At 51.5% G+C, this 25,508-nt stretch carries 23 protein-coding genes; 22 read left to right on the plus strand and 1 reads right to left on the minus strand.

Annotated elements, in window-relative coordinates; translation table 11 throughout:
- Nucleotides 1–136 precede the first annotated feature (136 nt).
- The 14 genes from efp to HMPREF9469_RS16045 all read left to right on the plus strand — a co-directional run bounded on the left by efp (nucleotide 137) and on the right by HMPREF9469_RS16045 (nucleotide 16,472).
- On the plus strand, nucleotides 137–694 hold the full coding sequence (efp, locus tag HMPREF9469_RS15980) for an elongation factor P (RefSeq protein ID WP_007863707.1): 558 nt from the start codon (nucleotides 137–139) through the stop codon (nucleotides 692–694).
- Nucleotides 695–791: 97 nt separating this feature from the next.
- A complete protein-coding gene (argS, locus tag HMPREF9469_RS15985) occupies nucleotides 792–2,579 on the plus strand; it encodes an arginine--tRNA ligase (protein WP_007863708.1) in 1,788 nt (595 codons plus the stop codon).
- Nucleotides 2,580–2,607: 28 nt separating this feature from the next.
- On the plus strand, nucleotides 2,608–5,766 hold the full coding sequence (locus HMPREF9469_RS15990; RefSeq protein WP_007863709.1) for a DEAD/DEAH box helicase: 3,159 nt from the start codon (nucleotides 2,608–2,610) through the stop codon (nucleotides 5,764–5,766).
- Complete coding sequence (locus HMPREF9469_RS15995) at nucleotides 5,763–6,389, plus strand: flavodoxin family protein (RefSeq protein ID WP_007863711.1); 627 nt, start codon at nucleotides 5,763–5,765, stop codon at nucleotides 6,387–6,389. The genes HMPREF9469_RS15990 and HMPREF9469_RS15995 overlap by 4 nt, the downstream gene beginning before the upstream one ends.
- A 222-nt stretch (nucleotides 6,390–6,611) precedes the next feature.
- Complete coding sequence (locus HMPREF9469_RS16000) at nucleotides 6,612–7,088, plus strand: MarR family winged helix-turn-helix transcriptional regulator (protein ID WP_007863713.1); 477 nt, start codon at nucleotides 6,612–6,614, stop codon at nucleotides 7,086–7,088.
- A complete protein-coding gene (locus tag HMPREF9469_RS16005; protein ID WP_007863715.1) occupies nucleotides 7,089–8,837 on the plus strand; it encodes an ABC transporter ATP-binding protein in 1,749 nt (582 codons plus the stop codon).
- Nucleotides 8,834–10,714, plus strand: a complete 1,881-nt coding sequence (locus HMPREF9469_RS16010) for an ABC transporter ATP-binding protein (protein WP_007863716.1) — start codon at nucleotides 8,834–8,836, stop codon at nucleotides 10,712–10,714. The genes HMPREF9469_RS16005 and HMPREF9469_RS16010 overlap by 4 nt, the downstream gene beginning before the upstream one ends.
- A gap of 197 nt (nucleotides 10,715–10,911) precedes the next feature.
- Nucleotides 10,912–12,237 (plus strand): electron transport complex subunit RsxC, encoded by a 1,326-nt coding sequence (gene rsxC, locus HMPREF9469_RS16015; protein WP_007863717.1) that lies wholly within the window; start codon nucleotides 10,912–10,914, stop codon nucleotides 12,235–12,237.
- Nucleotides 12,238–12,252: 15 nt separating this feature from the next.
- The gene (locus HMPREF9469_RS16020) at nucleotides 12,253–13,188 is read left to right on the plus strand and encodes an RnfABCDGE type electron transport complex subunit D (protein WP_007863718.1); all 936 of its coding nucleotides are present in this window, start codon (nucleotides 12,253–12,255) and stop codon (nucleotides 13,186–13,188) included.
- Between the two features lie 2 nt (nucleotides 13,189–13,190).
- Nucleotides 13,191–13,805 (plus strand): RnfABCDGE type electron transport complex subunit G, encoded by a 615-nt coding sequence (locus tag HMPREF9469_RS16025; protein ID WP_007863719.1) that lies wholly within the window; start codon nucleotides 13,191–13,193, stop codon nucleotides 13,803–13,805.
- An 11-nt stretch (nucleotides 13,806–13,816) separates the two neighbouring features.
- A complete protein-coding gene (rsxE, locus tag HMPREF9469_RS16030) occupies nucleotides 13,817–14,608 on the plus strand; it encodes an electron transport complex subunit RsxE (protein WP_007863720.1) in 792 nt (263 codons plus the stop codon).
- A 12-nt stretch (nucleotides 14,609–14,620) separates the two neighbouring features.
- Complete coding sequence (rsxA, locus tag HMPREF9469_RS16035; RefSeq protein ID WP_007863721.1) at nucleotides 14,621–15,196, plus strand: electron transport complex subunit RsxA; 576 nt, start codon at nucleotides 14,621–14,623, stop codon at nucleotides 15,194–15,196.
- Between the two features lie 16 nt (nucleotides 15,197–15,212).
- Nucleotides 15,213–16,001, plus strand: coding sequence for an RnfABCDGE type electron transport complex subunit B (locus tag HMPREF9469_RS16040; RefSeq protein ID WP_007863723.1), 789 nt, complete (start codon nucleotides 15,213–15,215; stop codon nucleotides 15,999–16,001).
- A 210-nt stretch (nucleotides 16,002–16,211) separates the two neighbouring features.
- A complete protein-coding gene (locus HMPREF9469_RS16045; protein WP_007863725.1) occupies nucleotides 16,212–16,472 on the plus strand; it encodes a hypothetical protein in 261 nt (86 codons plus the stop codon).
- Nucleotides 16,473–16,580: 108 nt separating this feature from the next.
- Here HMPREF9469_RS16045 and HMPREF9469_RS16050 read toward each other — a convergent pair whose 3' ends face one another.
- On the minus strand, nucleotides 16,581–18,155 hold the full coding sequence (locus tag HMPREF9469_RS16050; protein WP_007863727.1) for a sodium:solute symporter family transporter: 1,575 nt from the start codon (nucleotides 18,153–18,155) through the stop codon (nucleotides 16,581–16,583).
- 592 nt (nucleotides 18,156–18,747) lie between these two features.
- Between HMPREF9469_RS16050 and HMPREF9469_RS16055 the strand changes: the two genes are divergently transcribed.
- The 8 genes from HMPREF9469_RS16055 to HMPREF9469_RS30710 all read left to right on the plus strand — a co-directional run bounded on the left by HMPREF9469_RS16055 (nucleotide 18,748) and on the right by HMPREF9469_RS30710 (nucleotide 25,489).
- On the plus strand, nucleotides 18,748–19,581 hold the full coding sequence (locus HMPREF9469_RS16055; protein ID WP_007863728.1) for a cell wall hydrolase: 834 nt from the start codon (nucleotides 18,748–18,750) through the stop codon (nucleotides 19,579–19,581).
- 90 nt (nucleotides 19,582–19,671) lie between these two features.
- Nucleotides 19,672–20,136, plus strand: coding sequence for a NanQ anomerase/TabA/YiaL family protein (locus HMPREF9469_RS16060; protein ID WP_007863730.1), 465 nt, complete (start codon nucleotides 19,672–19,674; stop codon nucleotides 20,134–20,136).
- 267 nt (nucleotides 20,137–20,403) lie between these two features.
- Complete coding sequence (locus HMPREF9469_RS16065) at nucleotides 20,404–21,438, plus strand: FecCD family ABC transporter permease (protein ID WP_040416598.1); 1,035 nt, start codon at nucleotides 20,404–20,406, stop codon at nucleotides 21,436–21,438.
- Nucleotides 21,432–22,244 carry an ABC transporter ATP-binding protein gene (locus HMPREF9469_RS16070; protein ID WP_007863734.1) on the plus strand — a complete coding sequence of 271 codons (813 nt, stop codon included), beginning with the start codon at nucleotides 21,432–21,434 and terminating at the stop codon, nucleotides 22,242–22,244. The genes HMPREF9469_RS16065 and HMPREF9469_RS16070 overlap by 7 nt, the downstream gene beginning before the upstream one ends.
- On the plus strand, nucleotides 22,234–23,433 hold the full coding sequence (locus HMPREF9469_RS16075; RefSeq protein WP_007863736.1) for an ABC transporter substrate-binding protein: 1,200 nt from the start codon (nucleotides 22,234–22,236) through the stop codon (nucleotides 23,431–23,433). Before HMPREF9469_RS16070 ends, HMPREF9469_RS16075 begins: the two co-directional genes overlap by 11 nt.
- Nucleotides 23,430–24,278 (plus strand): DUF364 domain-containing protein, encoded by an 849-nt coding sequence (locus HMPREF9469_RS16080; protein ID WP_007863737.1) that lies wholly within the window; start codon nucleotides 23,430–23,432, stop codon nucleotides 24,276–24,278. Before HMPREF9469_RS16075 ends, HMPREF9469_RS16080 begins: the two co-directional genes overlap by 4 nt.
- Nucleotides 24,278–24,661, plus strand: coding sequence for a molybdopterin-binding domain-containing protein (locus HMPREF9469_RS30705; RefSeq protein WP_007863739.1), 384 nt, complete (start codon nucleotides 24,278–24,280; stop codon nucleotides 24,659–24,661). The genes HMPREF9469_RS16080 and HMPREF9469_RS30705 overlap by 1 nt, the downstream gene beginning before the upstream one ends.
- A 102-nt stretch (nucleotides 24,662–24,763) precedes the next feature.
- Nucleotides 24,764–25,489, plus strand: coding sequence for a molybdopterin-binding protein (locus HMPREF9469_RS30710; protein ID WP_007863742.1), 726 nt, complete (start codon nucleotides 24,764–24,766; stop codon nucleotides 25,487–25,489).
- Nucleotides 25,490–25,508 lie beyond the last annotated feature (19 nt).

The following is a 25,508-nucleotide window of genomic DNA, read 5'->3' on the forward strand; positions in this document are numbered from 1 at the left end:
CTGTATTTTGGAGAAATTTGCACTGCCGGGAAAAAAAGCCTTGAAAATGCTGTCTACATAGTATAGAATATAAAAGATTAAAGTCTTACCTGGCGCTTTCGCGGCGCCGTGAACGAACTCAAGGAGGAATATCTTTATGATATCAGCAGGTGATTTTAGAAATGGCGTTACACTGGAAATTGATGGACAGGTTGTTCAGATCATGGAATTCCAGCATGTTAAGCCTGGCAAGGGCGCTGCCTTCGTGCGTACCAAACTTAGAAACGTAATTAACGGAGGCGTTGTAGAGCGCACTTTCCGTCCGACTGAAAAATTCCCACAGGCCAGGATTGACAGAGTAGATATGCAGTACCTTTACGCTGACGGCGACCTGTTTAACTTCATGAACCAGGAAACATATGATCAGGTTGCCCTGAATCATGATATTATCGGCGATGCCCTGAAGTTTGTTAAGGAGAACGAAGTATGTAAGGTTTGTTCTTACAACGGCAATGTGTTCTCTGTGGAGCCTCCCCTGTTTGTAGAGCTGGAGATCACTGAGACAGAGCCGGGCTTTAAGGGTGACACGGCTCAGGGAGCCAACAAGCCTGCAACCGTAGAAACCGGTGCTACCGTATATGTACCTTTATTCGTGGAGATCGGCGACAAGATTAAGATTGATACAAGGACCGGCGAGTATCTTTCACGTGTATAATGATCTGTAAAAAAGAGCTTATGAATTGCTCCGGCGTCAGCCGGGGCACTTTTAGCTTTCCCGGAAGGAATTGTTATAGCAAAGGAGAACGCATACTGTGAAGAAAATTCTGGATATGATGGAGCAGGAGCTGAAGCAGGCATTTGCAGCCTGCGGGTATGAGGAGAAATTCGCCAAGGTCGTATTATCCAACCGCCCGGACCTGTGCGAGTACCAGTGTAACGGAGCCATGGCAGCTGCCAAGGCATATAAGAAGAAACCCATCGACATAGCTTCGGCTGTGGTGGAAAAGCTGACCGGAGAGGGCGGCCATCCTGTATTCAAGGAGGCGGTGGCTGTTATGCCCGGCTTTATCAATCTGAAGCTGTCGGAGCAGTTCCTGTCCGGCTATGTGAATGGAATGGCTGCCGGTGATAAACTGGGGCTGGAAGCGCCGGAACGCCCTGAGACCGTAATGGTGGATTACGGAGGGGCCAATGTGGCAAAGCCGCTTCATGTGGGCCATCTGAGGGCTGCCATTATCGGTGAGAGCATCAAACGCATGGGACGGTTCCTGGGCCATAAGATGATCGGTGATGTGCATCTGGGAGACTGGGGGCTGCAGATGGGGCTGATCATTGAGGAATTGAGGGACAGAAAACCGGAGCTGGTGTATTTTGACCAGACATACACAGGGGAATTCCCCTCCCAGGCTCCCTTTACCATCAGTGAATTGGAAGAGATTTATCCTGCGGCCAGCGCAAAGTCCAAGGAGGATGAGGCGTTTAAGGAAAGAGCCCATGAGGCGACCTTAAAGCTTCAGAAGGGATATCCGCCCTATAGGGCTATCTGGCAGCATATCATGGCTGTTTCAGTGGAGGACCTTAAAAAGAATTACTCCAACCTGAATGTGGAGTTTGACCTGTGGAAGGGCGAAAGTGATGCCGAGCCTTATATCGGGGATATGATCCAAATGCTCATTGACAAGGGACTGGCCTATGAGAGCCAGGGGGCCCTGGTGGTGGATGTGGCTGAGGAGAGCGATTCCAAGGAGATCCCCCCCTGTCTGATCCGCAAGTCGGACGGAGCATCCCTGTACGCCACCTCAGACCTGGCTACCATTGTGGAACGGGAGCAGGATTTCCATCCGGACCGGTATATCTATGTGGTGGATAAGCGTCAGGGCATGCACTTTGAGCAGGTATTCAGGGTGGCAAAGAAAGCCGGGATCGTGGCTCAGGATACGCCCATGATATTCCTTGGATTTGGCACCATGAACGGCAAGGATGGAAAGCCGTTTAAGACACGGGAAGGCGGAGTCATGCGCCTGGAGAAGCTGATCGATGAGATCGATGACGCTGTGTATGCCAGGATCATGGAGAACAGGACCGTGTCCCGGGAGGAAGCCAGGACGACCTCTAAGATCGTGGGTCTGGCTGCCTTAAAGTATGGGGATCTGTCCAACCAGGCGGGCAAGGATTATGTGTTTGATACGGAGCGGTTTACTTCCTTTGAGGGGAATACAGGACCTTATATTCTGTACACCATTGTACGTATCAAGTCCATTCTTTCCAAGTACAGGGACAATGGCGGCTCAGTCAGTGAGCAAGCGCTGGAAAAGCATATTCTTCCTCCGTGCGGAGAGTCGGAAAAGGCCCTGATGCTTATGCTGTCCAAATACAACGAGGTGCTGGAAAACAGCTTTGCAGAGACAGCGCCCCACAAAATCTGTCAGTACATCTACGAGCTGGCAAATGCGTTTAACAGCTTTTATCACGATACCAAGATCCTGTCAGAGGAGGATGAGGCCAGGAAGGACAGCTATATCGGCCTGATCACCCTCACCAAACGGGTACTGGAAACCTGCATCGGACTGCTGGGAATTGAGGCGCCGGACCGTATGTAGATGACCGCCGAAAGGGAGCATCAGTCCAATGAAGATTATCAGGATGAACGCCAGCAGCTTCTGGAAAGGAGAGGCTGGTGTAAAAGGCCTGGTGGAAGACCAGGGCAAGACATATAATGTAACTTTATATCTGGGGAGTGGCCGTGTGAAGGATTACTCTTGCTCCTGTGCAAAGGGCAATTCTTATAAGGGCATGTGTGCCCATGGGGAGGCCCTTTTTGCATATTATAGGCAGCAGAAGGAGGAGGGTTCAAAGCCTCCTGTCCACACCTCCAACCAGGCGCATACCATGATCCGTGAGTACACCAACCGGGAAGTGGCGCAGATCCTGGCAGAGGATGAGGTGGGCCGCGTAAGGCTGGTACCCGTTCTTGTGATAAGCGCAAGGGATATCCGTCTGGAATTTAAGGCCGGCATCACCCGGTTTTATGCCCTTCGGGATTTAAGCGCTTTCAGGGAAGCGGTGGAGAACGGCACGTACGTGGAGTATGGAAAGGATTTGGGATTCCACCACCAGAAATCCGCCTTTGAAAAGGAGAGCCAAAGCCTTTTGTCCCTTCTCCTGGGAGTGACGGAGAACCAGAAGGCGGTCCGTGATATCGGCCTGAGCCGTATGAACAGGGACCGCTTTTTTTCCATGGTCATGGGGCAGGAACTGGAAGTACAGATCCCGGGCGGGATCAAGGTGAAGATGGATGTGCTGGACGCGGACCCGGTCATGGCCCTTAAAGTATCAAAATACGGGAGGGACGGCCTGAAGGTGGAGTTTCAGGGGGTGGCGGACGGAAGGGACCAAAGGCCATGCCGTATGATCGCATGTCTGAAAGGCGAGCGTCATCTTTATGTGGTGTCAGGGCATGGGATATACTGCTGCAGCGAGGCGTTTACCACCAGCATGGAACCGTTTTTGGAACAGATTGAGAAGGAAGGGGAGAGGAGCGTTCTCATCGGGAATAAGGATATCCCTCTTTTCTATGAACGGGTGATCAGGAATATAAGCCCTTACAGCCGTCTTCTGCTGGAGGATGTGGATTTTAACGACTATGAGCCTGAACCGCTGAGGGCCGCCTTCCGTTTTGACACCGGGGAACATGGTGAACTTCTCCTGGAACCCAGCCTGTCTTATGGGGAGTATACCTTCCATCCTCTGGAGGACGAGAACCTGCCCAAGACCATATGCAGGGACGTGCCCGGAGAGTGCAGGGTCAGCCGTCTGATCCAGAAGTATTTTAAATATAAGGATCCGGAAGGCATGAAGCTGGTGATCAGGGATGACGAGGATGCGGTTTACCGGCTTCTGGAATCAGGTATGGAAGAGTTCCGCCTGATGGGGGAGGTTTACATCTCCGAAAGCCTGAGGGAGTGGAAGATACTTCCTTCCCCCAAGGTGAGTGTGGGCGTGGGCGTGTCCTCCGGGTGGCTGGAGCTGTCCGTGGACATGGGAGACTTAAAGGGCGAGGAATTATCCAGGATCCTGGCGGCCTACAGCCAGAAGAAGAAATACTACAGGCTTAAAAGCGGCCAGTTCCTGAGGCTGGGGGACGGCGGTCTTTTTACAGTCAGCCAGATGGCAGCGGACCTGGGGCTCAGCAAAAAGGAGCTGCAAAAGGGAACCTTCAGGCTACCCGCATACAGGGCCCTGTACCTGGACCATCTGCTAAAGGAAAGTCCCGGGGTTGCCTATTACCGTGACCAGCTGTTAAAAGCCATGGTCAGGGGGATCAAGTCCGTGGAGGACAGCGACTACCCGGTGCCCAAAGCCCAGCGCGGGGTCCTCAGGGAGTATCAGCGGGTTGGATATTGCTGGCTTAAGACATTGGACAGCTATGGCTTTGGCGGGATCCTGGCGGATGACATGGGCCTGGGCAAAACCCTTCAGATCATCACCCTTTTGGAGGACGCATACGAAGGGGGAGAGCAGCAGCCCTCCCTGATCGTGTGCCCGGCTTCCCTGGTCTATAACTGGGAGCATGAGATCGGCAAATTCGCGCCGGAGCTTAAGGTCCTTTCCATTGTGGGAAACGGGCCTGAAAGGGAGGAGAAGCTTAAGGCGGTCAGCCGGTCCCGGGACCGCTTCAATGTCCTTGTCACTTCCTACGATCTTTTAAAGCGGGATATGGCCTGTTATCAGGAGATACGGTTCAGGTACCAGGTCATAGATGAAGCGCAGTATATAAAGAACGCCGCCACCCAAAGTGCCAAGGCGGTAAAGTCCATTGATGTAAAGACCCGCTTTGCGCTGACAGGGACTCCGGTGGAGAACCGTCTCAGCGAACTCTGGAGCATTTTTGACTACCTGATGCCGGGATTCCTTTTTGGAAGCCAGTATTTTAAGAAAGAGTATGAAACCCCTATTGTAAAGGAGGGGGATGAGGATGCCCTGCTGCGGCTCAGACGCATCATCGGCCCGTTCGTGTTAAGAAGGGTAAAGCGGGATGTGCTTAAGGAACTGCCGGAAAAACTGGAGCAGGTAGTGTACTCAAACTTTGAGGACGAGCAGAAAAAGCTGTACACTGCCAATGCGGTGCAGCTGAAGGAAAAACTGGAGTCAGGGGGATTTGCCCAGGCCGGGGAGGGCAAACTCCAGATACTGGCCGAACTCATGCGCCTGCGTCAGATCTGCTGCGATCCCAGGCTGTGTTATGAGAACTACAGAAACGGATCGGCCAAGCTTGAGACATGTATGGATCTCATACGCAGAGGTGTTTCCGGGGAGCATAAGATCCTTTTGTTCTCACAGTTCACCTCCATGCTGGAACTGGTCGAGGCACGGCTTTTAAAAGAAGACATCAAGTGCCATAAACTGACCGGCTCCACCTCCAAGGAGGACCGCATCCGCATGGTAGGAGAGTTCCAGCGGGATGATGTGCCCGTGTTCCTGATCAGCCTGAAGGCTGGCGGCACGGGGCTTAACCTGACAGCGGCCGACATTGTGATCCACTATGACCCCTGGTGGAATGTGGCGGCCCAGAACCAGGCCACGGACAGGACCCACAGGATCGGCCAGGAAAAACAGGTTACGGTCTATAAACTGATTACCAGAAATACCATAGAAGAGAACATCTTAAAACTTCAGGAATCCAAACAGTACCTGGCCGATCAGATCGTCACAGAGGGAACGGTGAGTTTTGGAAGCCTGACAAGGGAAGATATTCTGAACATAGTGACCCAGGAGGTAGAAGAATGAAAGTATTAATGTTAAACGGAAGCCCTCATGAAAAGGGATGTACCTACACTGCATTGACGGAAGTGGCCAAAGAGCTGAACAAAGCCGGGATTGAGACGGAGATCCTGCACGTGGGCGGGGATGATGTACGCGGCTGCATGGGATGCGGGGCCTGCGTTAAGCTGGGCAGATGCATTTACAACAACGACAAGGTCAATGAGGCGGTGGAGAAGCTGAAGGGATCCGATGGCCTGGTGGTGGGCTCGCCGGTCCATTACGCATCCGCGGGCGGTGCCATCACTTCATTCTTAGACAGGTTCTTTTATTCAGGCAGCGCTTACGCTGTGCATAAGCCCGGGGCAGCGGTTGCCTCCGCCCGCCGGGCAGGCACCACGGCCACCCTGGACCAGCTGAATAAATATTTCATGATCTCCCAGATGCCGGTGGTATCCTCCCAGTATTGGAACATGGTGCACGGAAGCTGCCCGGAGGATGTGAAAAAGGACGAGGAGGGGATGCAGATTATGCGTGTCCTGGGCCGTAACATGGCCTGGCTGCTCCAGTCCATAGAGGCAGGTAAAAAGGCGGGGATATCATGTCCCCAGCCGGAGACTGAGAAAAAGAGAACGAATTTTATACGGTAAAACCATAGGGATCCCGGCGTCTGCTTCAAGGCGCCGGGATTTTTGCGAAAAAGGCCCTTGATTTTTATTCTCCGCAGAGTTATACTATGCAAATAATTAGCTAACTAATGATAAACCAGCTAATAGTAAACCAGCTAATAGTAAACCGGTTAATGATAAACCGGCTAATAGCAAATCGGAGGATGATCGGCCAGGTAACCACCTGACGGAGGAGGAAGGAAGATGGAAAGACCAACATACAGGGAGCCCTTTGATTCACCGGAGCACCGGCTCATTGAAAAGTATATACGGGTGACCAGGCTGCACCGGAGCATGGTGGAACACCAGCTGGAGGGAACCGGTGTCTACCGCAGCCAGCATCAGATACTGATGTACGTGTCGAGGAATCCCAATGTATCCCAGAAGGAGCTGGCCGGAATGTACGGAGTATCCGGCGCCACCATAGCGGTTTCCCTTAAGAAGCTGGAAAGAGGAGGCTATATCAGCCGCCTGGTGGACCAGAATGACAACCGGTGTAACCAGATATGCATCACTGAAAAGGGAAAACGGGTGGTGGAGGACAGCGTTTCCATTTTCCGGCGCATGGAACTTTCCATGTTTGAGGGATTTTCCGAGAATGACAGGAAGGTGCTGGGGGAACTGCTGGACCGGATCTATGAGAATTTACAGCATATACCAGATGAAAGAGAGGACAATTAAGTGAAGCGGTATAAAAAATATATGCGGCCCTATCTCAGCGCTTTTATCATAGGGCCTCTTCTGATGCTGACAGAAGTATTTGGCGAGATCATGCTGCCAAAACTCATGTCAATGATCATCAACCACGGCGTGGCTGACAGGAATCTCCCGTATATCCTGTCCATGGGGGCCGTGATGGTACTCACCACCTTTGTGATGGCCGCGGGAGGGATCGGAGGGGCTTACTTTTCAGCCAAGGCATCCATCTGCTTTACAAGTGACCTGAGAGATGACCTGTTTGCAAAGGTACAGGAATTTTCCTTTAAGAACATAGACAGCTATTCCACAGGTTCCCTTGTCACCAGGCTGACCAATGACATACAGCAGATACAGAACGTGGTCATGATGGGCCTGCGTCTCATGCTCAGGGCCCCCGGAATGTTTGTGGGCGCCCTGATTATGGCGTTTATCATGAATGCAAGGCTGGCCGTGGTCATCCTGGTGGTGATCCCCCTCCTTACACTGACCATAGCGCTGATCCTCAGGACTGCATTTCCAAGGTTCACCGTTATGCAGAAGAAACTGGACCGGTTAAATTCCGGCATCCAGGAAGCCCTGACCAATGTGCGCGTGATCAAATCCTTTGTGCGGGAGGATTTTGAATATAACAAATTTAAGGAAATGAACCAGGACCTGAAGGAGAGCAGCTTAAGCGCCATGAAGATCGTGATCGCCACCATGCCCGTGATGATGCTGGCCATGAACATCACAACCCTGGCAGTGGTGTGGTACGGGGGCAATATCATCATTGCGGGAGACATGCCGGTGGGGGACCTGACTGCCTTTACCACGTATATTGTGCAGATCCTCATGTCCCTCATGATGCTGTCCATGGTCTTTTTACAGAGTTCCAGGGCCATGGCATCGGTTAAGCGTGTAAGCGAGGTGATGGACACCAGGATCGACCTGACAGATGAGCAGGCTTCCAGAAAGGACCTGGTGGTCGCAGAGGGACGGGTGGAATTCAGACATGTGGACTTCAGCTATTCGGACAATGAGAAGGAGCTGGTGCTGGAGGATGTAAGCTTTACCGTTGAACCGGGTCAGACCCTTGGGATCATCGGGTCCACGGGCAGCGGAAAGACCACCCTGGTCCAGATGATACCCCGCCTCTATGACGCCACCAGGGGACAAGTGCTGGTGGACGGCGTGGATGTAAGGGAGTATTCCCTGCGGAACCTCAGGGAGGGCGTGGGCATGGTCCTTCAGAAGAATGTCCTGTTCTCCGGCACCATTGAGGAGAATCTGCGCTGGGGCAGTGAGGACGCCACCAGGGAGGAGATCAGGGCCATGGCCCAAAGCGCCCAGGCCGATGGATTTGTCACATCCTTTACCCATGGATATGACACGGATATGGGACAGGGAGGCGTCAATGTCTCAGGCGGGCAGAAACAGCGCCTGTGCATTGCAAGGGCGCTGTTAAAGCGGCCTAGGATCCTAATACTGGATGACAGCACCAGTGCCGTTGACACGGCCACAGAGGCTAAGATCAGGGAATGTTTCCGGACCACCCTTAAGGATACCACAAAGATCATCATTGCACAGCGCATTGGCTCCGTGGAGGAATCCGACCTGATCCTGGTGTTGGATGACGGGCGGATCATTGGCCAGGGTAGCCATAAGGACCTGCTGGAACACTGCGAAGCTTACCAGGAGATCTACTATTCCCAGAGAGACCGGGAAAAGACACAGGAGGTGAGCGCATCATGAATCAACAGCATAAAATCGAAAGCCTGAAACGGCGCTATGGGCGCACTCCCTCCTCCGGTCCGGCAAAGGGGCCTATGGGGGGCCACGGGCCAGGAGCCAGGATGGCGGCCGTGGGCAAGGGAATGCCAAAGAACAGCCGGCAGACCATCAGGCGTCTGATGCATTATCTGAATGAGGACAAGGCCAAGATGACCCTTGCTTTTGCCTGTGTCATTGTAAATACCGTGGCCACCCTGGCGGGCTCCTATATGTTGAGGCCCATCATCAATACATTTATCGCACCGCCTGACGGAAGCCCGGGGAATGCCGCAGGGCTTGCAAAGGCGCTGGTCATGCTGGCGCTGGTATTCATAGTGGGCGTGATCGCCAACTATGCCCAGGCAAAGGTTATGCTGACCGTGGCCCAGAACGCACTGCAGAAGATCCGCAATGAACTGTTTGGGAACTTGCAGAGACTGCCGGTGCGCTTTTACGACACCAATTCCAACGGCGACCTTATGAGCCGTTTCACCAATGATGTGGACACCATAGGGCAGATGCTGAGCAGCACGCTGGTGCAGCTGTTCTCCGGTGCGCTGAGCATCATAGGAACCCTGGCCCTGATGCTGTACACCAATTTGATCCTGACCGCTGTCACCGTGCTTATGATACCTATTATGATGAAGGCAGGAGGAGCGGTGGCAGGAAGGAGCCAGAAGTATTTTACCGCCCAGCAGGCATCCCTGGGAGCTGTGAACGGATATATAGAGGAGACGGTTACAGGGCAGAAGGTGGTCAAGGTATTCTGCCATGAGGATGCGGCTAAAGAGGAATTTAAAATACTGAACCAGGACCTGAGGAACAACCAGATCCGGGCCCAGTTTTTCGGGGGCATCATGGGGCCGGTCATGGGAAACTTAAGCCAGATCAATTATTCCCTGACAGCCTGTATCGGCGGCCTGCTGTGTGTGCTCAGGGGATTTGATGTGGGAGGCCTTACCGTGTTCCTGAACTTTTCACGTCAGTTCTCCAGGCCTATCAACGAGATTTCCATGCAGGTGAGCAATGTATTCTCCGCCCTTGCGGGAGCGGAACGTGTCTTTGCCGTGATGGATGAGGAGCCGGAACCGGCAGATGACCAGGATGCGGTGACCCTGCATCCAATGGTAGGCCACGTGATCCTGGACCATGTCACATTCGGATACGACCCGGATAAGACCATATTAAAGGATATAAGCCTGTACGCCAAACCGGGCCAGAAGATCGCCTTTGTGGGGTCCACGGGAGCGGGGAAGACCACCATAACCAATCTTCTGAACCGCTTCTACGATATACAGTCAGGCGTCATCACCATTGACGGGGTGGACATACGCCGCATGAACCGGGACGGCCTGAGACAGAATATCGCTATGGTGCTTCAGGATACCCATCTGTTTACAGGCACGGTGATGGAAAATATCCGGTACGGAAGGCTGGACGCAACAGATGATGAGGTGATACAGGCGGCCAGGACCGCCTCGGCCCACTCCTTTATCATGCGCCTTCCCCATGGATATGATACCATGCTGGAGGGGGACGGAGCCAACTTAAGCCAGGGGCAGAGACAGCTCCTTAATATTGCGAGGGCAGCCATTTCCAAAGCTCCGGTGCTGATCCTGGACGAGGCCACCAGCTCCGTGGATACCAGGACTGAGAAACACATTGAACACGGCATGGACCGGCTCATGGCGGACCGCACCACGTTTGTCATAGCCCACCGTCTTTCCACGGTCAGGAACGCCAATGCCATCATGGTCCTGGAACAGGGGGAGATTATTGAAAGAGGAGATCATGAGGAACTTCTGGCTCTCAAAGGAAGATACTACGAATTGTATACGGGTATGAAAGAACTGGATTAATTGCCACGAAATTAACATATAAATTAAAAAAATAACGATTAAATTCTGTATTGTATACAATGTATATTTATGCTATACTAAACTGGTGTATTCGGGAGGGGACCAGGCAGCTTCTCCCGTATGCCGGTTTTTTGCTGGCTGCACTGTGCCGCCGGGCGGCACTAGGAAATATTATGAAAGAAAGAGGGAGAGAATCCATGGGTTTGGCGACTTTTATAGGCGGCATCCATCCGTATGAGGGAAAAGAGCTGTCAGAGAACAAACCGGTACAGGTTCTGATGCCAAAGGGCGACCTGGTGTATCCTATGTCACAGCATATCGGTGCACCTGCGAAACCGCTTGTGGCAAAGGGCGACCATGTACTGGCAGGCCAGAAGATTGGAGAAGCGGGAGGTTTTATTTCAGCCAATGTAATTGCTTCTGTATCAGGAACGGTGAAAGCCATTGAGCCGAGGCGTATGGCGAACGGAGCAATGGTACCCTCCATTGTGGTGGAAAACGATGGGGAATATAAAACGGTTGAAGGAGTAGGGGAAGACAGGGACCCTTCGGCCCTTTCCAAAGAAGAGATCCGAAGCATTGTGAAGGAGGCAGGTATCGTAGGCCTTGGAGGAGCCGGTTTCCCAACGCATGTGAAACTGACCCCAAAGGACGAGAATGCCATTGAGTACATACTTGTAAACGGCGCTGAGTGCGAGCCTTACCTTACAAGCGATTACCGCATGATGCTTGAGGAGCCGGAAAAGATCGTAGGAGGCTTAAAGGTCATCCTGCAGCTGTTTGACAATGCAAAGGGCGTGATCGGCATTGAGAACAACAAACCGGAGGCCATTAAAAAGCTGACGGAGATGGTAAAGGACGAGCCGCGCATTACCGTATGTCCATTGCAGACAAAGTATCCCCAGGGCGGTGAGCGTTCCCTGATCTACGCGGTCACAGGAAGAAAGGTCAATTCCTCCATGCTGCCTGCCGATGCGGGATGTATTGTGGATAATATTGATACCGTGATCGCAATTTATATGGCAGTGTGCAAATGCACGCCGCTGATGCGCAAGATCATTACCGTGACCGGCGATGCGGTAGCTGATCCCAGGAACTTTAATGTGAAGCTGGGAACCAACTATCAGGAGCTGTTAGAGGCGGCCGGCGGTTTTAAGACTGAGCCGGAGAAGATCATTTCCGGCGGCCCTATGATGGGACAGGCAATGTTTGGCCTGGATATACCGGTGAGCAAGACTTCATCCGCACTGACCTGTTTTACAAAGGACCAGGTGGCAGAGATGGAGCCTTCAGCATGCATCCGCTGCGGTAAATGCGTCAGCGTATGTCCCAGCCATATCATACCTGTGATGATGATGCAGGCAGCCCTGCGCGATGACTGTGAAACGTTTGAAAAATTAAACGGTATGGAGTGTATGGAATGCGGAAGCTGTACGTATATTTGTCCGGCCAAGCGTCCGCTTACACAGGCATTTAAGGAAATGCGCAAGACGGTTGCGGCAAACCGCAGGAAGAAAGGGTAGGAGGGGACATAGGAAATGAGTAAATTATTAAATGTATCATCATCCCCGCATGTGAGAAGCCATGAGACCACCCACAGCATCATGCTGGATGTGGCCATCGCCATGTTGCCTGCATCTGCGTTTGGTGTGTATCATTTCGGCTTACATGCATTGTTGGTATTGATTGTAACGGTTGCGGCCTGTATGCTCAGCGAGTACGTATATGAAAAGCTGATGCACAAGCCATGCACCTTAAGCGACTGCAGCGCCCTTGTAACAGGAATGATCCTGGCGCTGAACATGCCGCCGGAGATTCCGGTATGGATCCCGGCTCTGGGCGGTATCTTTGCAATTATTGTGGTAAAGCAGCTGTATGGCGGCCTTGGACAGAACTTCATGAACCCGGCGCTGGCAGCAAGATGTTTCCTGCTGATCTCTTTTGCAGGAAAGATGACCAATTTCAGCTACAGCGGTTTTGACGGTATTTCCGGAGCAACCCCTCTGGCAGTGCTTAAGAGCGGCGGTGAGGTGGATATCCCTGCCATGTTCATTGGTAACATTCCGGGAACCATCGGCGAGGTATCTGTGATCGCCCTGCTGGTAGGAGCTGCCTATCTGCTGTTTAAGAAGGTGATCTCCATCCGCATTCCGGGAACCTACATACTTACGGTTGTTGTTTTCGCAGCGCTGTTTGGCGGTCATGGATTTGATGTGAACTATATCCTGGCCCACCTGTGCGGCGGCGGACTTATCTTTGGTGCATTTTTCATGGCCACTGACTATGTGACCAGCCCCATTACGCCAAAGGGACAGATTGTATTCGGCATCCTCCTGGGCGTTCTGACCGGACTGTTCCGTATCTTCGGCGGTTCCGCAGAGGGCGTGTCCTATGCGATCATCATCAGCAATATCCTGGTTCCGCTGATTGAAAAGGTGACCCTTCCCAAGGCATTTGGAAAGGAGGGCAAGTAATTATGAGTAAAGCAGGATTTATGAAAGACGCGGTGATCCTCTTTGTTATAACCCTGGTGTCAGGCTGTCTTCTGGGCGGAGTGTACCAGGTGACAAAAGAGCCCATTGCCCAGGCAACCATTGCCGCCAACAACAAGGCATACAAGGCAGTGTTTAACGAGGCTGAGACCTTTGAGTCAGATGATGCCCTTACGGCCGCCATTGAGGGCTGCAATGCAGACCTGGCCGGTATGGATTTCGGAGGCGTGGCAGTGGAGAACGTGTTAAAGGCAGTGGACGGCAGCGGCAATGAACTTGGCTATGTCATCACCTCCCTTTCCAATGACAGCTACGGCGGTGCTGTAAAGCTGTCTGTGGGTCTTAAGGAGGACGGCACCATCACAGGGATCGAATTCCTGGAGATCAACGATACGCCAGGCCTGGGCCTTAAGGCAAAGGAACCCGCATTCAAGGACCAGTTTACAGGCAAGAATGCGCAATCCTTAAGTGTAACAAAGTCAGGTAATGCAGATGACACCCAGATCAATGCGATCAGCGGCGCTACCATTACCTCAAGCGCAACAACCAACGCGGTCAATGCAGCATTATACTATCTGCACAACTGCGTGAACGAATAGGAGGTGGGATAATGAATAACTGTTCAGAGCGTTTATATAACGGTATTGTGAAAGAAAACCCTACCTTCGTCCTGATGCTTGGTATGTGTCCGACCCTGGCCGTAACCACATCAGCTATCAACGGCCTTGGTATGGGACTTTCCACAACCGTGGTTTTACTGTTTTCCAACATGATCATTGCAGCCCTTCGTAAGATCATTCCGGACCGTGTGCGTATTCCCGCATACATTGTGATCGTGGCTTCATTGGTTACCATTGTACAGCTGCTGCTTCAGGCATATGTGCCCAGCCTTTACTCCGCGCTGGGTATCTACATTCCCCTGATCGTGGTTAACTGTATCATCCTTGGCCGCGCTGAGTCCTATGCATCCAAGAACGGACCGCTGGTATCCACCTTTGACGGTATCGGCATGGGCCTGGGCTTTACCATTGCCCTTACCTGTATCGGCATAGTCCGTGAGATCTTAGGTTCCGGCGCAATATTCGGAAACGTGGTCATTCCTGAGGATTACCACATTGCCATCTTTGTACTGGCCCCCGGCGCATTCTTTGTGCTGGCGATCCTGACCGCCCTTCAGAACAAGTTCAAAGCGCCTTCTGCCACCAATGGATCGGTTCCAAAATCCAGGCTGGCATGCGGCGGCAACTGTATGGAGTGTTCCGGTTCCTCCTGTATGTCCAACCACGAAGTGCTTGAGACCAGGAAGCGCCAGGCGGAGGAAAAGGCACTGGCGGCAAAGAAGGAAGCGTTAGCAAAGAAGGAAGCAGAGTTAAAAGCAGCTACTTCCAAAAAAGAAAATTAGGAGGGTGGATAGATGAAAGAATTATTATTAATTGCCATTGGTTCCGCTCTGGTTAATAACGTTGTTTTGAGCCAGTTTTTAGGACTTTGTCCATTCCTCGGTGTTTCAAAAAAGGTGGAAACCTCAGCCGGTATGGGTGCAGCAGTTATTTTCGTTATTACCATTGCATCCGCTGTGACCAGCCTGGTGTATACAGGTATCCTTGTAAACCTGCACCTGGAATATCTCCAGACCATTGTCTTTATCCTGGTAATTGCAGCACTGGTTCAGTTTGTGGAGATGTTTTTAAAGAAATCCATGCCGTCCCTGTATGAGGCGCTGGGCGTATACCTGCCTCTGATCACCACCAACTGTGCGGTTCTGGGCGTGGCTCTTACTAATGTGCAGAAGTCCTATAACTTTGTACAGAGCGTTGTAAACGGTGTGGGTATCTCCGTTGGTTTTACCATTGCTATTGTCATGTTAGCTGGTGTCCGCGAGAAGATTGAGCATAATGACGTACCATATTCATTCCAGGGGTCACCTATTGTTCTGATTACCTCAGGTCTTATGGCAATCGCATTTTTCGGATTTTCCGGATTAATTTAGAAGGAGGAGAAGGAAAATGGTAACAGGTATTATTATAGCGGCAGCAGTGGTAGGTATCCTTGGTATCCTGATCGGTATCTTCCTGGGAGTTGCCAGTGAGAAGTTTAAGGTAGAAGTAGATGAGAAAGAAATCCTGGTCCGCAACGAACTGCCCGGCAACAACTGCGGCGGCTGTGGTTACGCAGGATGTGATGCACTGGCCAAAGCCATTGCGGCAGGTCAGGCGGATGTGGGCGCATGTCCGGTGGGCGGTGCTTCGGCAGCAGAGAAGATCGGAGCCATCATGGGCGTTGCCGGAGGAACTGCTGAGAAAAAGGTGGCCTTTGTCAAATGTAAGGGTACATGTGACAAGACAAAGGTTCAGTATAACTATTACGGCGTGGATGACTGCAAGAAGGTATCTGTGGTGCCTGGAGCAGGCGAAAAGGCATGTACATACGGATGTATGGGCTACGGCTCCTGTGTGAAGGCATGTGCCTTTGACGCCATCCATGTGGTGGACGGTGTTGCAGTGGTTGACAAGGAGAAATGTGTTGCCTGCGGCAAGTGCGTATCCTCCTGTCCCAACAACTTGATCGAGCTGGTTCCTTATAAATCAGAGCATCTGGTACAGTGCAGTTCCCATGCCAAGGGCAAGGACGTAAAGGCAGTCTGCGAATCAGGATGTATCGGCTGTACCCTTTGTACAAAACAGTGCGAGTTTGACGCCATCCATATGGAGAATAACCTGGCAGTGATCGATTATGAGAAATGCACCAACTGCGGCAAGTGTGCAGAGAAGTGTCCGGTCAAGGTGATCCTGTAGGATTGTGTAAGGCATGAGAAAGAAAATCCTGTGAATATCAGGGAAGGCTGTTTCCTTTTGCGGCAGAGTGCTGCGGGGGAGGCAGCCTTTCTTTTGTGTCCCCACTGGAAATTGTAAATGAAGTTTAAAAGAAAAGTGAACATTTCCATGGGGCGCCGTGATAAAATGAAAGCAGAATAACAGGAGTTTACTTTTGACGGAGGGATGAATATGATCACCATATTTAACAGGGCAAGCGTATACATTGGAAGGGATATGAAGGAGTTTGCCAGAGTGCGCCAGACGCTGGCACAGGAGCAGATCGGCTATACTTATAAGGTGAAGAATCAGATGGGACAGTGGACTGGCTCAGGGACGCTCAGGGGCCGGACGGGAAGCCTGGGACAGGACAGCAGCCTGCAGTATGAGTATGAGGTGTTTGTCCGCAGCAAAGACAGGGATAAGGCCATGTATCTGCTGCGAAAGAACTGAGGTCTGAAGCAGGAGAAAAACAGAAGGAAAATAATCATATAATATACATCAGGCCCGGATAAGGCAGCTGTCTTATCCGGGCCTGATACGTTTATATACCGGTGTACCTTAGTGGCTTTTTTTCCGCTTTTTGAATGCAGGCGAGTCAAAGGACTGGTCATCGGGCAATACCTTTTTGCTGGTGGATTCCACCAGGTCGTTGTAACAGGAAAATACATGTTCCAGATGATCGGCGGAAAGCTTGGGTGAAAGGACGGATACTACGGGGACAACCACAAGTCCGGCCACCATGGCCACGGCCCCTGCATTGATGGGGGAGGCAATATAGTGGAGGAACATGTTGGATACGGTGATGCCCACCCCGGTGATAAAACTTGCCCATACAGCGGCAGTGGTGACCCCTTTCCAGTAAAGCCCATAGAGGAAGGGAGCCAGGAAAGCGCCAGCCAGGGCGCCCCAGGAGATCCCCATAAGCTGTGCGATAAAATCAGGGGGATCCAGGGCCAGCACAACGCTGATGAGAATGAACACCACGATCAGGGACTGCATCAGGAACAGCTGGGTCTTATCCTTCATGTTCTTTACCAGGTTTCCCTTGATAAAGTCCAGGGTAAGGGTGGAACTGGAGGTCAGCACCAGGGAGGACAGGGTGGACATGGAAGCGGACAGCACCAGCATGACCACGATCCCGATCAATACATCCGGCAGACCGGAGAGCATGGCCGGGATGATGGTATCAAAGGCCACGGTTCCATTTCCATTATAGATGGCCGGGCTGTCAAAGAGACGCCCAAAGCCGCCCAGAAAGTAGCTGCCCCCTGAGATGACAATGGCAAATATAGTGGAGATCACAGTTCCAGTGGCAATGGCCTTCTCGCTGCGTATGGTATAAAATTTGTGGATCATCTGGGGAAGTCCCCAGGTGCCCAGAGAGGTTAGGATAACCACTCCCAGAAGGTTGATGGGGTCCGGTCCGAAAAAGGAGGCGTACGCGCCGGGCTGCCCCATGGTTAGGGGGACCTCGCTGGGAATCTGAGCCAATTTGCCTACCGCGGCAGTGAAACCGCCCTGTCCGCTCAGCACACTTAAGATAACGGCAATGATCCCGGCCAGCATAATGATGCCCTGGATAAAATCATTGATGGCAGTTGCCATATAACCGCCCAGAATTACATATACGGCGGTGAGGAGGGCCATACCCAGCACACAGACACTGTAGGGAATGTCAAATGCCATCCCAAAGAGCCTTGACAGCCCGTTATAAACAGATGCCGTATAGGGGATCAGGAAAATGAAAATAATCACCGATGCCACGATCTTAAGCCCCTTGCTGTCAAAACGGCTTCCGAAAAATTCCGGCATGGTGGCGGAAGACAAATGCTTGCTCATAACCCTGGTACGCCTGCCAAGGATGACCCAGGCCAAAAGGCTTCCGATCAAGGCATTGCCGATTCCGATCCACGTGGATGCAAGGCCGTATTTCCAGCCGAACTGCCCGGCATAGCCTATGAATACAACCGCGGAAAAGTAAGAAGTGCCGTAGGCAAATGCAGTGAGCCAGGGGCCTACACCTCTGCCGCCCAGGACGAAATCATTGACGTTGGTGGCATGGCGTCTGGAATAGAAGCCCACTCCGATCATGATGGAAAAAAAGATGACCAGCATCAACAGTTTAATTGTCATTGTTAAACCCTCCATGAATACTTTAATAATTAAAACTTCTGAACTTTAATGTATCAGAGCAGAGGCGGAAAGTCAAAGGATATTTATGCGTTTTGGATTCTTTGGTTGAATTGCACATAGGAAAGTAAGATGAAATATATGGAAGAGGCCGTTTTTTGATGAAAGTGGGGAATGAACGCCAAATATCGACAAAAAACGTTAAGCGTGCCAATTGAGAACAAATGTAAATAATAGTTGATTTAAGTAAAAAATACTTTACATAAAATAAATTACAAAAAAAGGAAATCAAAAGGCATGAATAAAATTTAATAATAATGTAACATAAATGTAAAATATCTGAGGTAAAATTTAACAATTTAGGAGTAAAAAACACGGGAAAACTATACCATATCCATAAAAATAATTACAAATATTTCAAATATAATAAAAAATGTAACAAACATGTTAAAAGTCCATTGACTGCAAAAGTCAAATCCCATATAATTAGCCGTACATCCCAGAAAAACATGCACAAAGTGGGGAATACCCACTGCAACAAAAACGAGAATTGGATACCCGCAGACAGAATGGGGTCCAGGAAAGAGGAGTATGTATGCTTACATTACATTCATTCCTTCAATCGGTTGTTCTCTTTGTTAAATCACTTACCGTGAAGGTGACAAAGCAGATGTACCGTTCCTCATCTGTTCTTCTGACAGGGATGATGGTGGTTGCCATCATTGCATTTTCCGCCAACGGGTTTGGCGGCGGGGGCAAGAATGCCCTGGCTGCGCCCATTGCTGAGGAAAGTCAGGAGGAGGATACACAGACAGAGGAAGCAGAAGGAAGCGGTCTGGTTACGGAAGCAAAAATACAATTCGGGCTATTAAACACAGACAGCGAAGGCCAACATCTGGCCGGTGCGCTGCTGGAAGCAAATGTCCGTGAAAAGCAGAGACAGCAGGCAGCTGCACAGACCCAGATAGAGACACTTCAGAAACAGATATTAAAAGAAAGACAGGAAGAGGAAGCAAGAAAAAAGGCAGAAGAGGAGCGCAGGGCAGCCAGAAGAATCCGTTATACGGATGAGGATTACCAAGTCCTTTTGCGCATTGTCCAGGCCGAGGCAGGCATCTGTGATGAGAGAGGCAAGATCCTGGTAGCAGATGTGATTATTAACCGTGTATTATCCAAGGAGTTTCCTGACAGTATAAAAGCAGTTGTGTACGAGCCATCCCAGTTTCAGCCCGTGGCCAACGGCAGGATCAATTCTGTTAAGGTGACAGCGGAGACCATAGCATGTGTGGAGCGTGCTCTGGACGGAGAGGATTACTCGGGCGGAGCCCTTTATTTTATGAACCGGAGAGGTTCCGGAGGAGCGGCTGCCTGGTTTGACAGGCACCTTACTTACCTTTTTGCCCATGACGGCCATGAGTTTTTCCGTTAAAGAATATAAGGGCTTAAAAAAGGATTGAGTTTCCCATAGCTTTAGGTGTATACTTGTATTGGAAAATATTAACACAAAGGAGAATGGGATATGATTTTTGATGAAAAGAAAAACCTGGATTTTTACAGAAACTTGGGATTGGAAGGCAGATATGCCAAAGCGGTGGATTTTCTGCAGAATACGGATCTGGACGCGCTTGAACCAGGTAAGTATGAGATTGACGGCAAGAACGTGTATGCCAATGTTGTAGCTTACACCACCATTCCCTGGGATGAGGCAAAGTATGAAGCCCATGAGCACTATACTGATATCCAGTATGTGATCGAGGGAAGCGAGGTCATGACCTATGCGCCTGTTCACGAGATGATAGTAAAGACACCTTATAATCCAGACAAGGATGTGGTATTCTTTGAGAATACAACTCCGGGACTTCGGATCGTGACAAAAGCAGACCAGTACCTGATCTTTCAACCATGGGATGCCCATAAGCCAAAGGCAGCTGACCAGGAGCCGGCGCCCATTAAAAAGGTGATCGTAAAAATTAAAGAGGATTGATCCGTTAGGCGGATCTGGTTTTGCCCGGCAGTGTATGCCGGGTATTTTTTATGCCAAGGCCCTGCTTTTATTATAAGGAAGTTAAAAAGTGGATGACACATAGGATAAAGTATTGTATAATATCGTTATACTTTAAAAAGAATAACGATTTACCCTGGTGGCGGTTACACGCCTGGCCCTGCGGGGAACCGGGATACGGATTGCGGCCGATTGGTCTGAGGCGGAGAACGTACAGGGAATCATGGCCGGGGGAGCGTGTAAAGGGGAATGAGAAAAGATAAAAAGGGGAAAATGAAATTCCGCATATTGGTGCTGGTCCTGATCATGCTGCTGACCGGCTTGTTTTTTGCTTCTTTCCTGGTGGGTACTTATCCCATTCCTGTGGGAACGGTTTGGGATGTGCTCTGGTCCAGGATAACTGAGTTCACGCCTTATTGGGATCCGGCCGTGGAAAAAGTCATTTTCCAGGTCAGGATCCCCAGAATACTGCTTGGAATCCTGGTGGGCGGCGGTCTGGCTGTTTCCGGAGCATCCTATCAGACCTTGTTTAAGAACCCTATGGTATCCCCGGATATCTTGGGGGTGTCGGCAGGAGCAGGGTTCGGTGCCGCCCTGGCAATGCTGGGAAGCGGCTCCTGGGCCCAGATCCAGCTGAGCGCCCTGGTCTTTGGTCTGGCAGCCGTGGCAGCCGCTTATTTGATCGGCTCTGTTTACGGGAAAGCTGAGGTTACTACCCTGGTTCTGGCCGGAGTCATTGTATCCAGCCTGTTCCAGGCGCTTTTATCCGTGGTTAAAACATACGCGGATACGGACAGCCAGCTTCCATCCATTACCTTCTGGCTTATGGGCAGTTTGGGAAAGGGGGACATGGAGGATGTGGGAATCCTCCTGCCCGTGACCGGAGTCTGTCTCCTCATCCTGTTTCTGTACCGGAACCAGATCGATGTGCTGGCAACCGGGGAGGAAGAGGCTGCGGCCTTGGGAGTGAATGTGAAGCTGGTGAGTTTTCTTGTGATCGTCACCTCCACCATGATGACCGTGGTGTCGGTGAGCATCTGCGGAATGATCGGATGGGTAGGACTGGTGGTGCCGCATATCACCCGCCTGTTTACGGGGGCCAGATATTCCAGGCTGATCGCGGTGTCATTTCTCATCGGCGGTTTCTTTCTGCTGCTCATGGACGATATCATACGGGGGGCTAACAGCGTGGAACTGCCCCTTGGGGTATTGACTGCCCTGGTAGGAACTCCGGTTTTTGCATTTCTTCTGGTCCGTTCCAGAAAGGGGGCTTCCCAATGCTGACAGTGGAGCACCTGAGATTTTCCTACAAACACGGAGACTTGGTATTAAAGGATGTGAGTTTTGACCTGGATTTTGGGGATTGCCTGTGCCTTCTGGGCCCCAATGGCACGGGTAAGACAACCTTGTTAAAATGTCTTCTGAACCATCAGAAACCTGATGGGGGACGGATTCTTCTGGATGGCAGGGATATCTGCTGTATGACATCCAGGGAAAGGGCTGCCAGGCTGGCCTATGTGTCTCAGTCCACAGGACTGTCATTTCCCTATTCTGTGGAGGAGGTGGTGCTGATGGGACGTGTGGCACATATGCGTCTGGGTGCATCCATATCAAAGAAGGACCGGAGCATTGCTTATGAGGTCATGGACCGTATGGGGATCATGGATATGAAACATAAGAATTTTCAGATCCTCAGCGGAGGGGAGCGTCAGATGGTGCTGATTGCCAGAGCATTGACCCAACAGGCCAATTATCTGATCCTGGACGAGCCCACAGCAGCCCTGGATTACAGCAATCAGGTGAAAATATTGGATATGATCCGGAATTTGTCAGGAGGGGGATACGGGATCCTTATGACCTCCCACTTTCCGGATCACGCATTCCTGGCCTGCAACAAAGCGGTCCTTATGAGGGATGGGGGAGTGATGGCATTTGGAACACCGGATCAGGTTGTAACCAGTGATAATTTAACGGAACTTTACCGCGTACCGGTTGTTGTAACCGAAGCCGCGTTAGAGAATAAAGGGGAACAGGCCATACAAAGGGTCTGTGTACCGGTGATCAAAAGGAGAGGAAATAATGAGACGTAATATGAGAAAAGGCAGATCTGGGATTATGGCGGTGATCCTGTCGGCAGCATTGGGAGCGGGGATGATGACAGGCTGTGGAAACACAGGCCGGAATACGGCCGAAACTCCGGCTGTAACCGCAGCCGGAACCACAGCCGGGACCGCGGCCGGAACTACAACCGGGACCGCAGCCGGAACTACAACCGGGACCGCAGCCGAGAATACAGCCGGGGCAGCAAAGCAGGAAGGGAAAGCCACCCATGATGTCACTGACATGGCCGGCAGGACCGTGACACTGCCCACGGAGATAGACAGCATCGCAACCTTTGGATCCATCGGAGTCATCAATGCATTTGTAGAGCTTATGGGAAGCGGGGAGAAGATCTGCAACGACATGACGGCCAGTTTTACCAAATCTGATAAATGGGCCATGCAGTATGAGTTTGCGCCTCAGATAAAGGGTGCGCCGGTGCTTCAGAACGCGGACGGGGAAATACAGATGGAAAAGGTGCTGGCCCTGAACCCGGATCTGTGCCTGGTAATGTCCAAGGACCTGATTGAACCGTTGGAATCCAACGGCCTGAACGTGATCTATTTTGAGTGGAAGCAGACCAATGATGTAAAGACAGCTGTTACCTTGATGGGGGAAGTGCTGGATAAGAAGGAGCTGGCCCAGGATTACCTGTCCTATTTTGACCAGATGGTGGAGGAAGCCGGCGAAAAGGCAGCTTCCCTCAAGGATGGGGATAAGAAGACAGTCTTGTACGGAAATATTGACAAGCTGACCCAGCCCCATGTGATCGCAGAGTGGTGGATCGAGGCAGCAGGGGGGATCAGTGTTACAAAAGACAGCTGGAATAATGAAAATGGAAGCTGCACCTACACCCAGGAAGATGTGCTTAAATGGAATCCGGATGTGATGATCGTCACGGACCCGTCCATGAAAGCAGTTCTGATGGAGGATTCTCTGTACTCTGATATTAACGGGGTGAAGAACGGTGCGATCTACAGCATTCCCACCGTGGCCCATGTGTGGGGGAACCGAACCGTGGAACAGCCGCTGACCGTATTCTGGACCATGAATAAGCTTTATCCTGAAGTGGTGGGCACTGATGAATTGAAGGAGAAAATCTCATATTTTTACAGCCATTTCTTCCAATATGAAGTCAGTGAGGAGCAGCTGGATGCAATCATAGGAGGCGTGTCATGAGATGCTATGAATCCGCCATACTGAGGGAATCCGTGGAGCTGGTCAGGCAGCATCTGGGAAGAGAGCTGGAGGATATGACCGTTGAACGGGCGGTGTTCGGGCTGTTCTTTTCAGGGGTTAAGCTGTCCACCGGGCAGGGAGGACTCTGCTTTACACCGGTAAAGGAAATGCCTCAGGCAGTCTGCTGTCCCAGTTCAGCCAAAGCCATGCCCTTGTCCGGACGTCTGAAAGGGCGTCCGGTGAAGGAATATTTAGATGATATATTCGGGGACAATATACTGCGGCGCACCCTTGGCATTGCTGCTCTCAATGCTCTCAGCATGGCTGTGTGGGAGCGGGAAGTGCCTGCCGGATATGAGATCCTGGCCGGAGTGGATGCATTTGACCAGCTGGAGGTGGAGAACTATCCAAAAACAGTGGTGGTGGGAGCACTGGTGCCCATGCTTAAAAAGCTGATGGCGGCCAATGCCTGTTTTCATGTGCTGGAACAGGATCCGCGAACCTTAAAAGAGCGGGAGCTGCCTTACTATGCACCGGCTGACCAGGCCGGCGTTTATGTGCCGGAGGCAGATCTTATGGTGATCACGGGAGTGACCATTCTTAACGACACGCTTCCCGGCCTTTTGGATATGGCAAAACCAGGGGCCCAGATTCTGGTGACAGGCCCCACGGCCAGTATGCTTCCCGATGCCTTCTTTTCCAGGGGGGTTACCATGCTGGGCGGTATCCATGTGACAAAAGCGGATGAACTGCTGGATATCATCAGCGAAGGCGGCTCGGGATATCATTTTTTTGGAAAATATGCGGACAGGACCGTAATAGTGAAAAAAGGGGGAAATGCCTGATGCGGGATACATATGGTACAGAACCTGTCCGGGATGAGATGTTCTCTATCCTGGAGACTTATATTCCATGGAAGGGGAGGACGGAGCAGGTTCAGATATGGGACGGGGATGGCCGGATTGTGGCAGAGGACCTGAGGGCGGGATATTCCCTGCCCAATCGTCCAACCAGTGCCTTTGACGGCATTGCGGTCAGGTTCTCGGATTTTACCTCCGGGATTCCGGACACATCCGCCTGGAAGGGAGGAACGGATTATGTGTTTAGCAACACAGGAGTGGCCATACCGGATACGTTTGATACGGTCATAGCCATAGAGGATGTGGTGATGGAGGCCGGTGGTGCCCTTCACTTTTATCCTGTCCGCAAACATGGGGGGAGTACGTGACTCCTGTGGGCAGTCAGATAAAGAAAGGGGAGATCCTGGCCCATAAAGGGGAAATGCTCCATCCCGCGCTGCTGGGAGTCCTGGCAGGGGCCGGATACCGGAGTGTTTTCTGTTTACGTGCGCCCAAGGGTACTGTTCCTGCCCACGGGAGATGAGCTGGTGCCCTTTGGCGGGGGAGTCCCAACAGGCAGCAATACGGAGTCAAACAGTGTGATGTTGTGGGCCATGATACGGCGTTTTGGCGGACAGCCGTCCGTGTCGCGTATTTTGGAGGATGACCCGGACGTGATTAAAGACGCCCTTCTTTGTGGCATCCGCCAGGCGGATCTGGTGGTCATCGGCGCCGGTTCATCCAAGGGAAGCAAGGACTTTACCATGGATGTGCTGGATTCCATTGGAACTGTGATCGTTCGCGAATTGGGGGTTGCTCCGGGAAAACACTGCAGCCTTACCATGGTGGAGGGAGTGCCTGTTATGGGGATACCGGGGCCGCCAGGAGGCGCACAGCTCATAAGCGAATACTACATCAAAGCAGCCATAGAGCTGCTTGTGACAGGGAAAATCCGCCCGGTCCCATGGGTCAGCGCCGTATTGGACGGGGACATTCCCTCCCGTCCCATTGATTTCATGCAGGGGATGGAGTTATCCGTGCATAAGGGGATATTCCATGGGGTTCCCTGGCCTGTATCCGGCAGGACAAGGACTGAGTGCAGAAATGATCTCAAAGCCATCTGCTATTGTCCAAAGGGAAGAAGGTTTACAAAGGGAGAGACAGTCAAGGTGGAACTTCCATTGGCGGAAATCCCGGTCCAGTGGCAGCAGGTGTGACATGATGGCGGAAATCCCG

Origin of the sequence: [Clostridium] citroniae WAL-17108 (assembly GCF_000233455.1) — a bacterium.
GTDB lineage: Bacteria > Bacillota > Clostridia > Lachnospirales > Lachnospiraceae > Enterocloster > Enterocloster citroniae.

Bases quoted from the DNA above. Each gene is read 5' to 3' on its own strand.
- HMPREF9469_RS16055 (WP_007863728.1), top strand. From the start codon at position 18,748: ATGCTTACATTACATTCATTCCTTCAATCGGTTGTTCTCTTTGTTAAA.
- HMPREF9469_RS16025 (WP_007863719.1), top strand. From the start codon at position 13,191: ATGAGTAAAGCAGGATTTATGAAAGACGCGGTGATCCTCTTTGTTATA.
- HMPREF9469_RS16020 (WP_007863718.1), top strand. From the start codon at position 12,253: ATGAGTAAATTATTAAATGTATCATCATCCCCGCATGTGAGAAGCCAT.
- HMPREF9469_RS16045 (WP_007863725.1), top strand. From the start codon at position 16,212: ATGATCACCATATTTAACAGGGCAAGCGTATACATTGGAAGGGATATG.
- HMPREF9469_RS16075 (WP_007863736.1), top strand. From the start codon at position 22,234: ATGAGACGTAATATGAGAAAAGGCAGATCTGGGATTATGGCGGTGATC.
- rsxE (WP_007863720.1), top strand. From the start codon at position 13,817: ATGAATAACTGTTCAGAGCGTTTATATAACGGTATTGTGAAAGAAAAC.
- HMPREF9469_RS16080 (WP_007863737.1), top strand. From the start codon at position 23,430: ATGAGATGCTATGAATCCGCCATACTGAGGGAATCCGTGGAGCTGGTC.
- HMPREF9469_RS16065 (WP_040416598.1), top strand. From the start codon at position 20,404: ATGAGAAAAGATAAAAAGGGGAAAATGAAATTCCGCATATTGGTGCTG.
- HMPREF9469_RS30705 (WP_007863739.1), top strand. From the start codon at position 24,278: ATGCGGGATACATATGGTACAGAACCTGTCCGGGATGAGATGTTCTCT.
- efp (WP_007863707.1), top strand. From the start codon at position 137: ATGATATCAGCAGGTGATTTTAGAAATGGCGTTACACTGGAAATTGAT.
- HMPREF9469_RS16060 (WP_007863730.1), top strand. From the start codon at position 19,672: ATGATTTTTGATGAAAAGAAAAACCTGGATTTTTACAGAAACTTGGGA.
- rsxC (WP_007863717.1), top strand. From the start codon at position 10,912: ATGGGTTTGGCGACTTTTATAGGCGGCATCCATCCGTATGAGGGAAAA.
- HMPREF9469_RS16050 (WP_007863727.1), bottom strand. From the start codon at position 18,155: ATGACAATTAAACTGTTGATGCTGGTCATCTTTTTTTCCATCATGATC.
- rsxA (WP_007863721.1), top strand. From the start codon at position 14,621: ATGAAAGAATTATTATTAATTGCCATTGGTTCCGCTCTGGTTAATAAC.
- HMPREF9469_RS16010 (WP_007863716.1), top strand. From the start codon at position 8,834: ATGAATCAACAGCATAAAATCGAAAGCCTGAAACGGCGCTATGGGCGC.
- HMPREF9469_RS15990 (WP_007863709.1), top strand. From the start codon at position 2,608: ATGAAGATTATCAGGATGAACGCCAGCAGCTTCTGGAAAGGAGAGGCT.
- HMPREF9469_RS16040 (WP_007863723.1), top strand. From the start codon at position 15,213: ATGGTAACAGGTATTATTATAGCGGCAGCAGTGGTAGGTATCCTTGGT.
- HMPREF9469_RS16070 (WP_007863734.1), top strand. From the start codon at position 21,432: ATGCTGACAGTGGAGCACCTGAGATTTTCCTACAAACACGGAGACTTG.
- HMPREF9469_RS15995 (WP_007863711.1), top strand. From the start codon at position 5,763: ATGAAAGTATTAATGTTAAACGGAAGCCCTCATGAAAAGGGATGTACC.
- HMPREF9469_RS16000 (WP_007863713.1), top strand. From the start codon at position 6,612: ATGGAAAGACCAACATACAGGGAGCCCTTTGATTCACCGGAGCACCGG.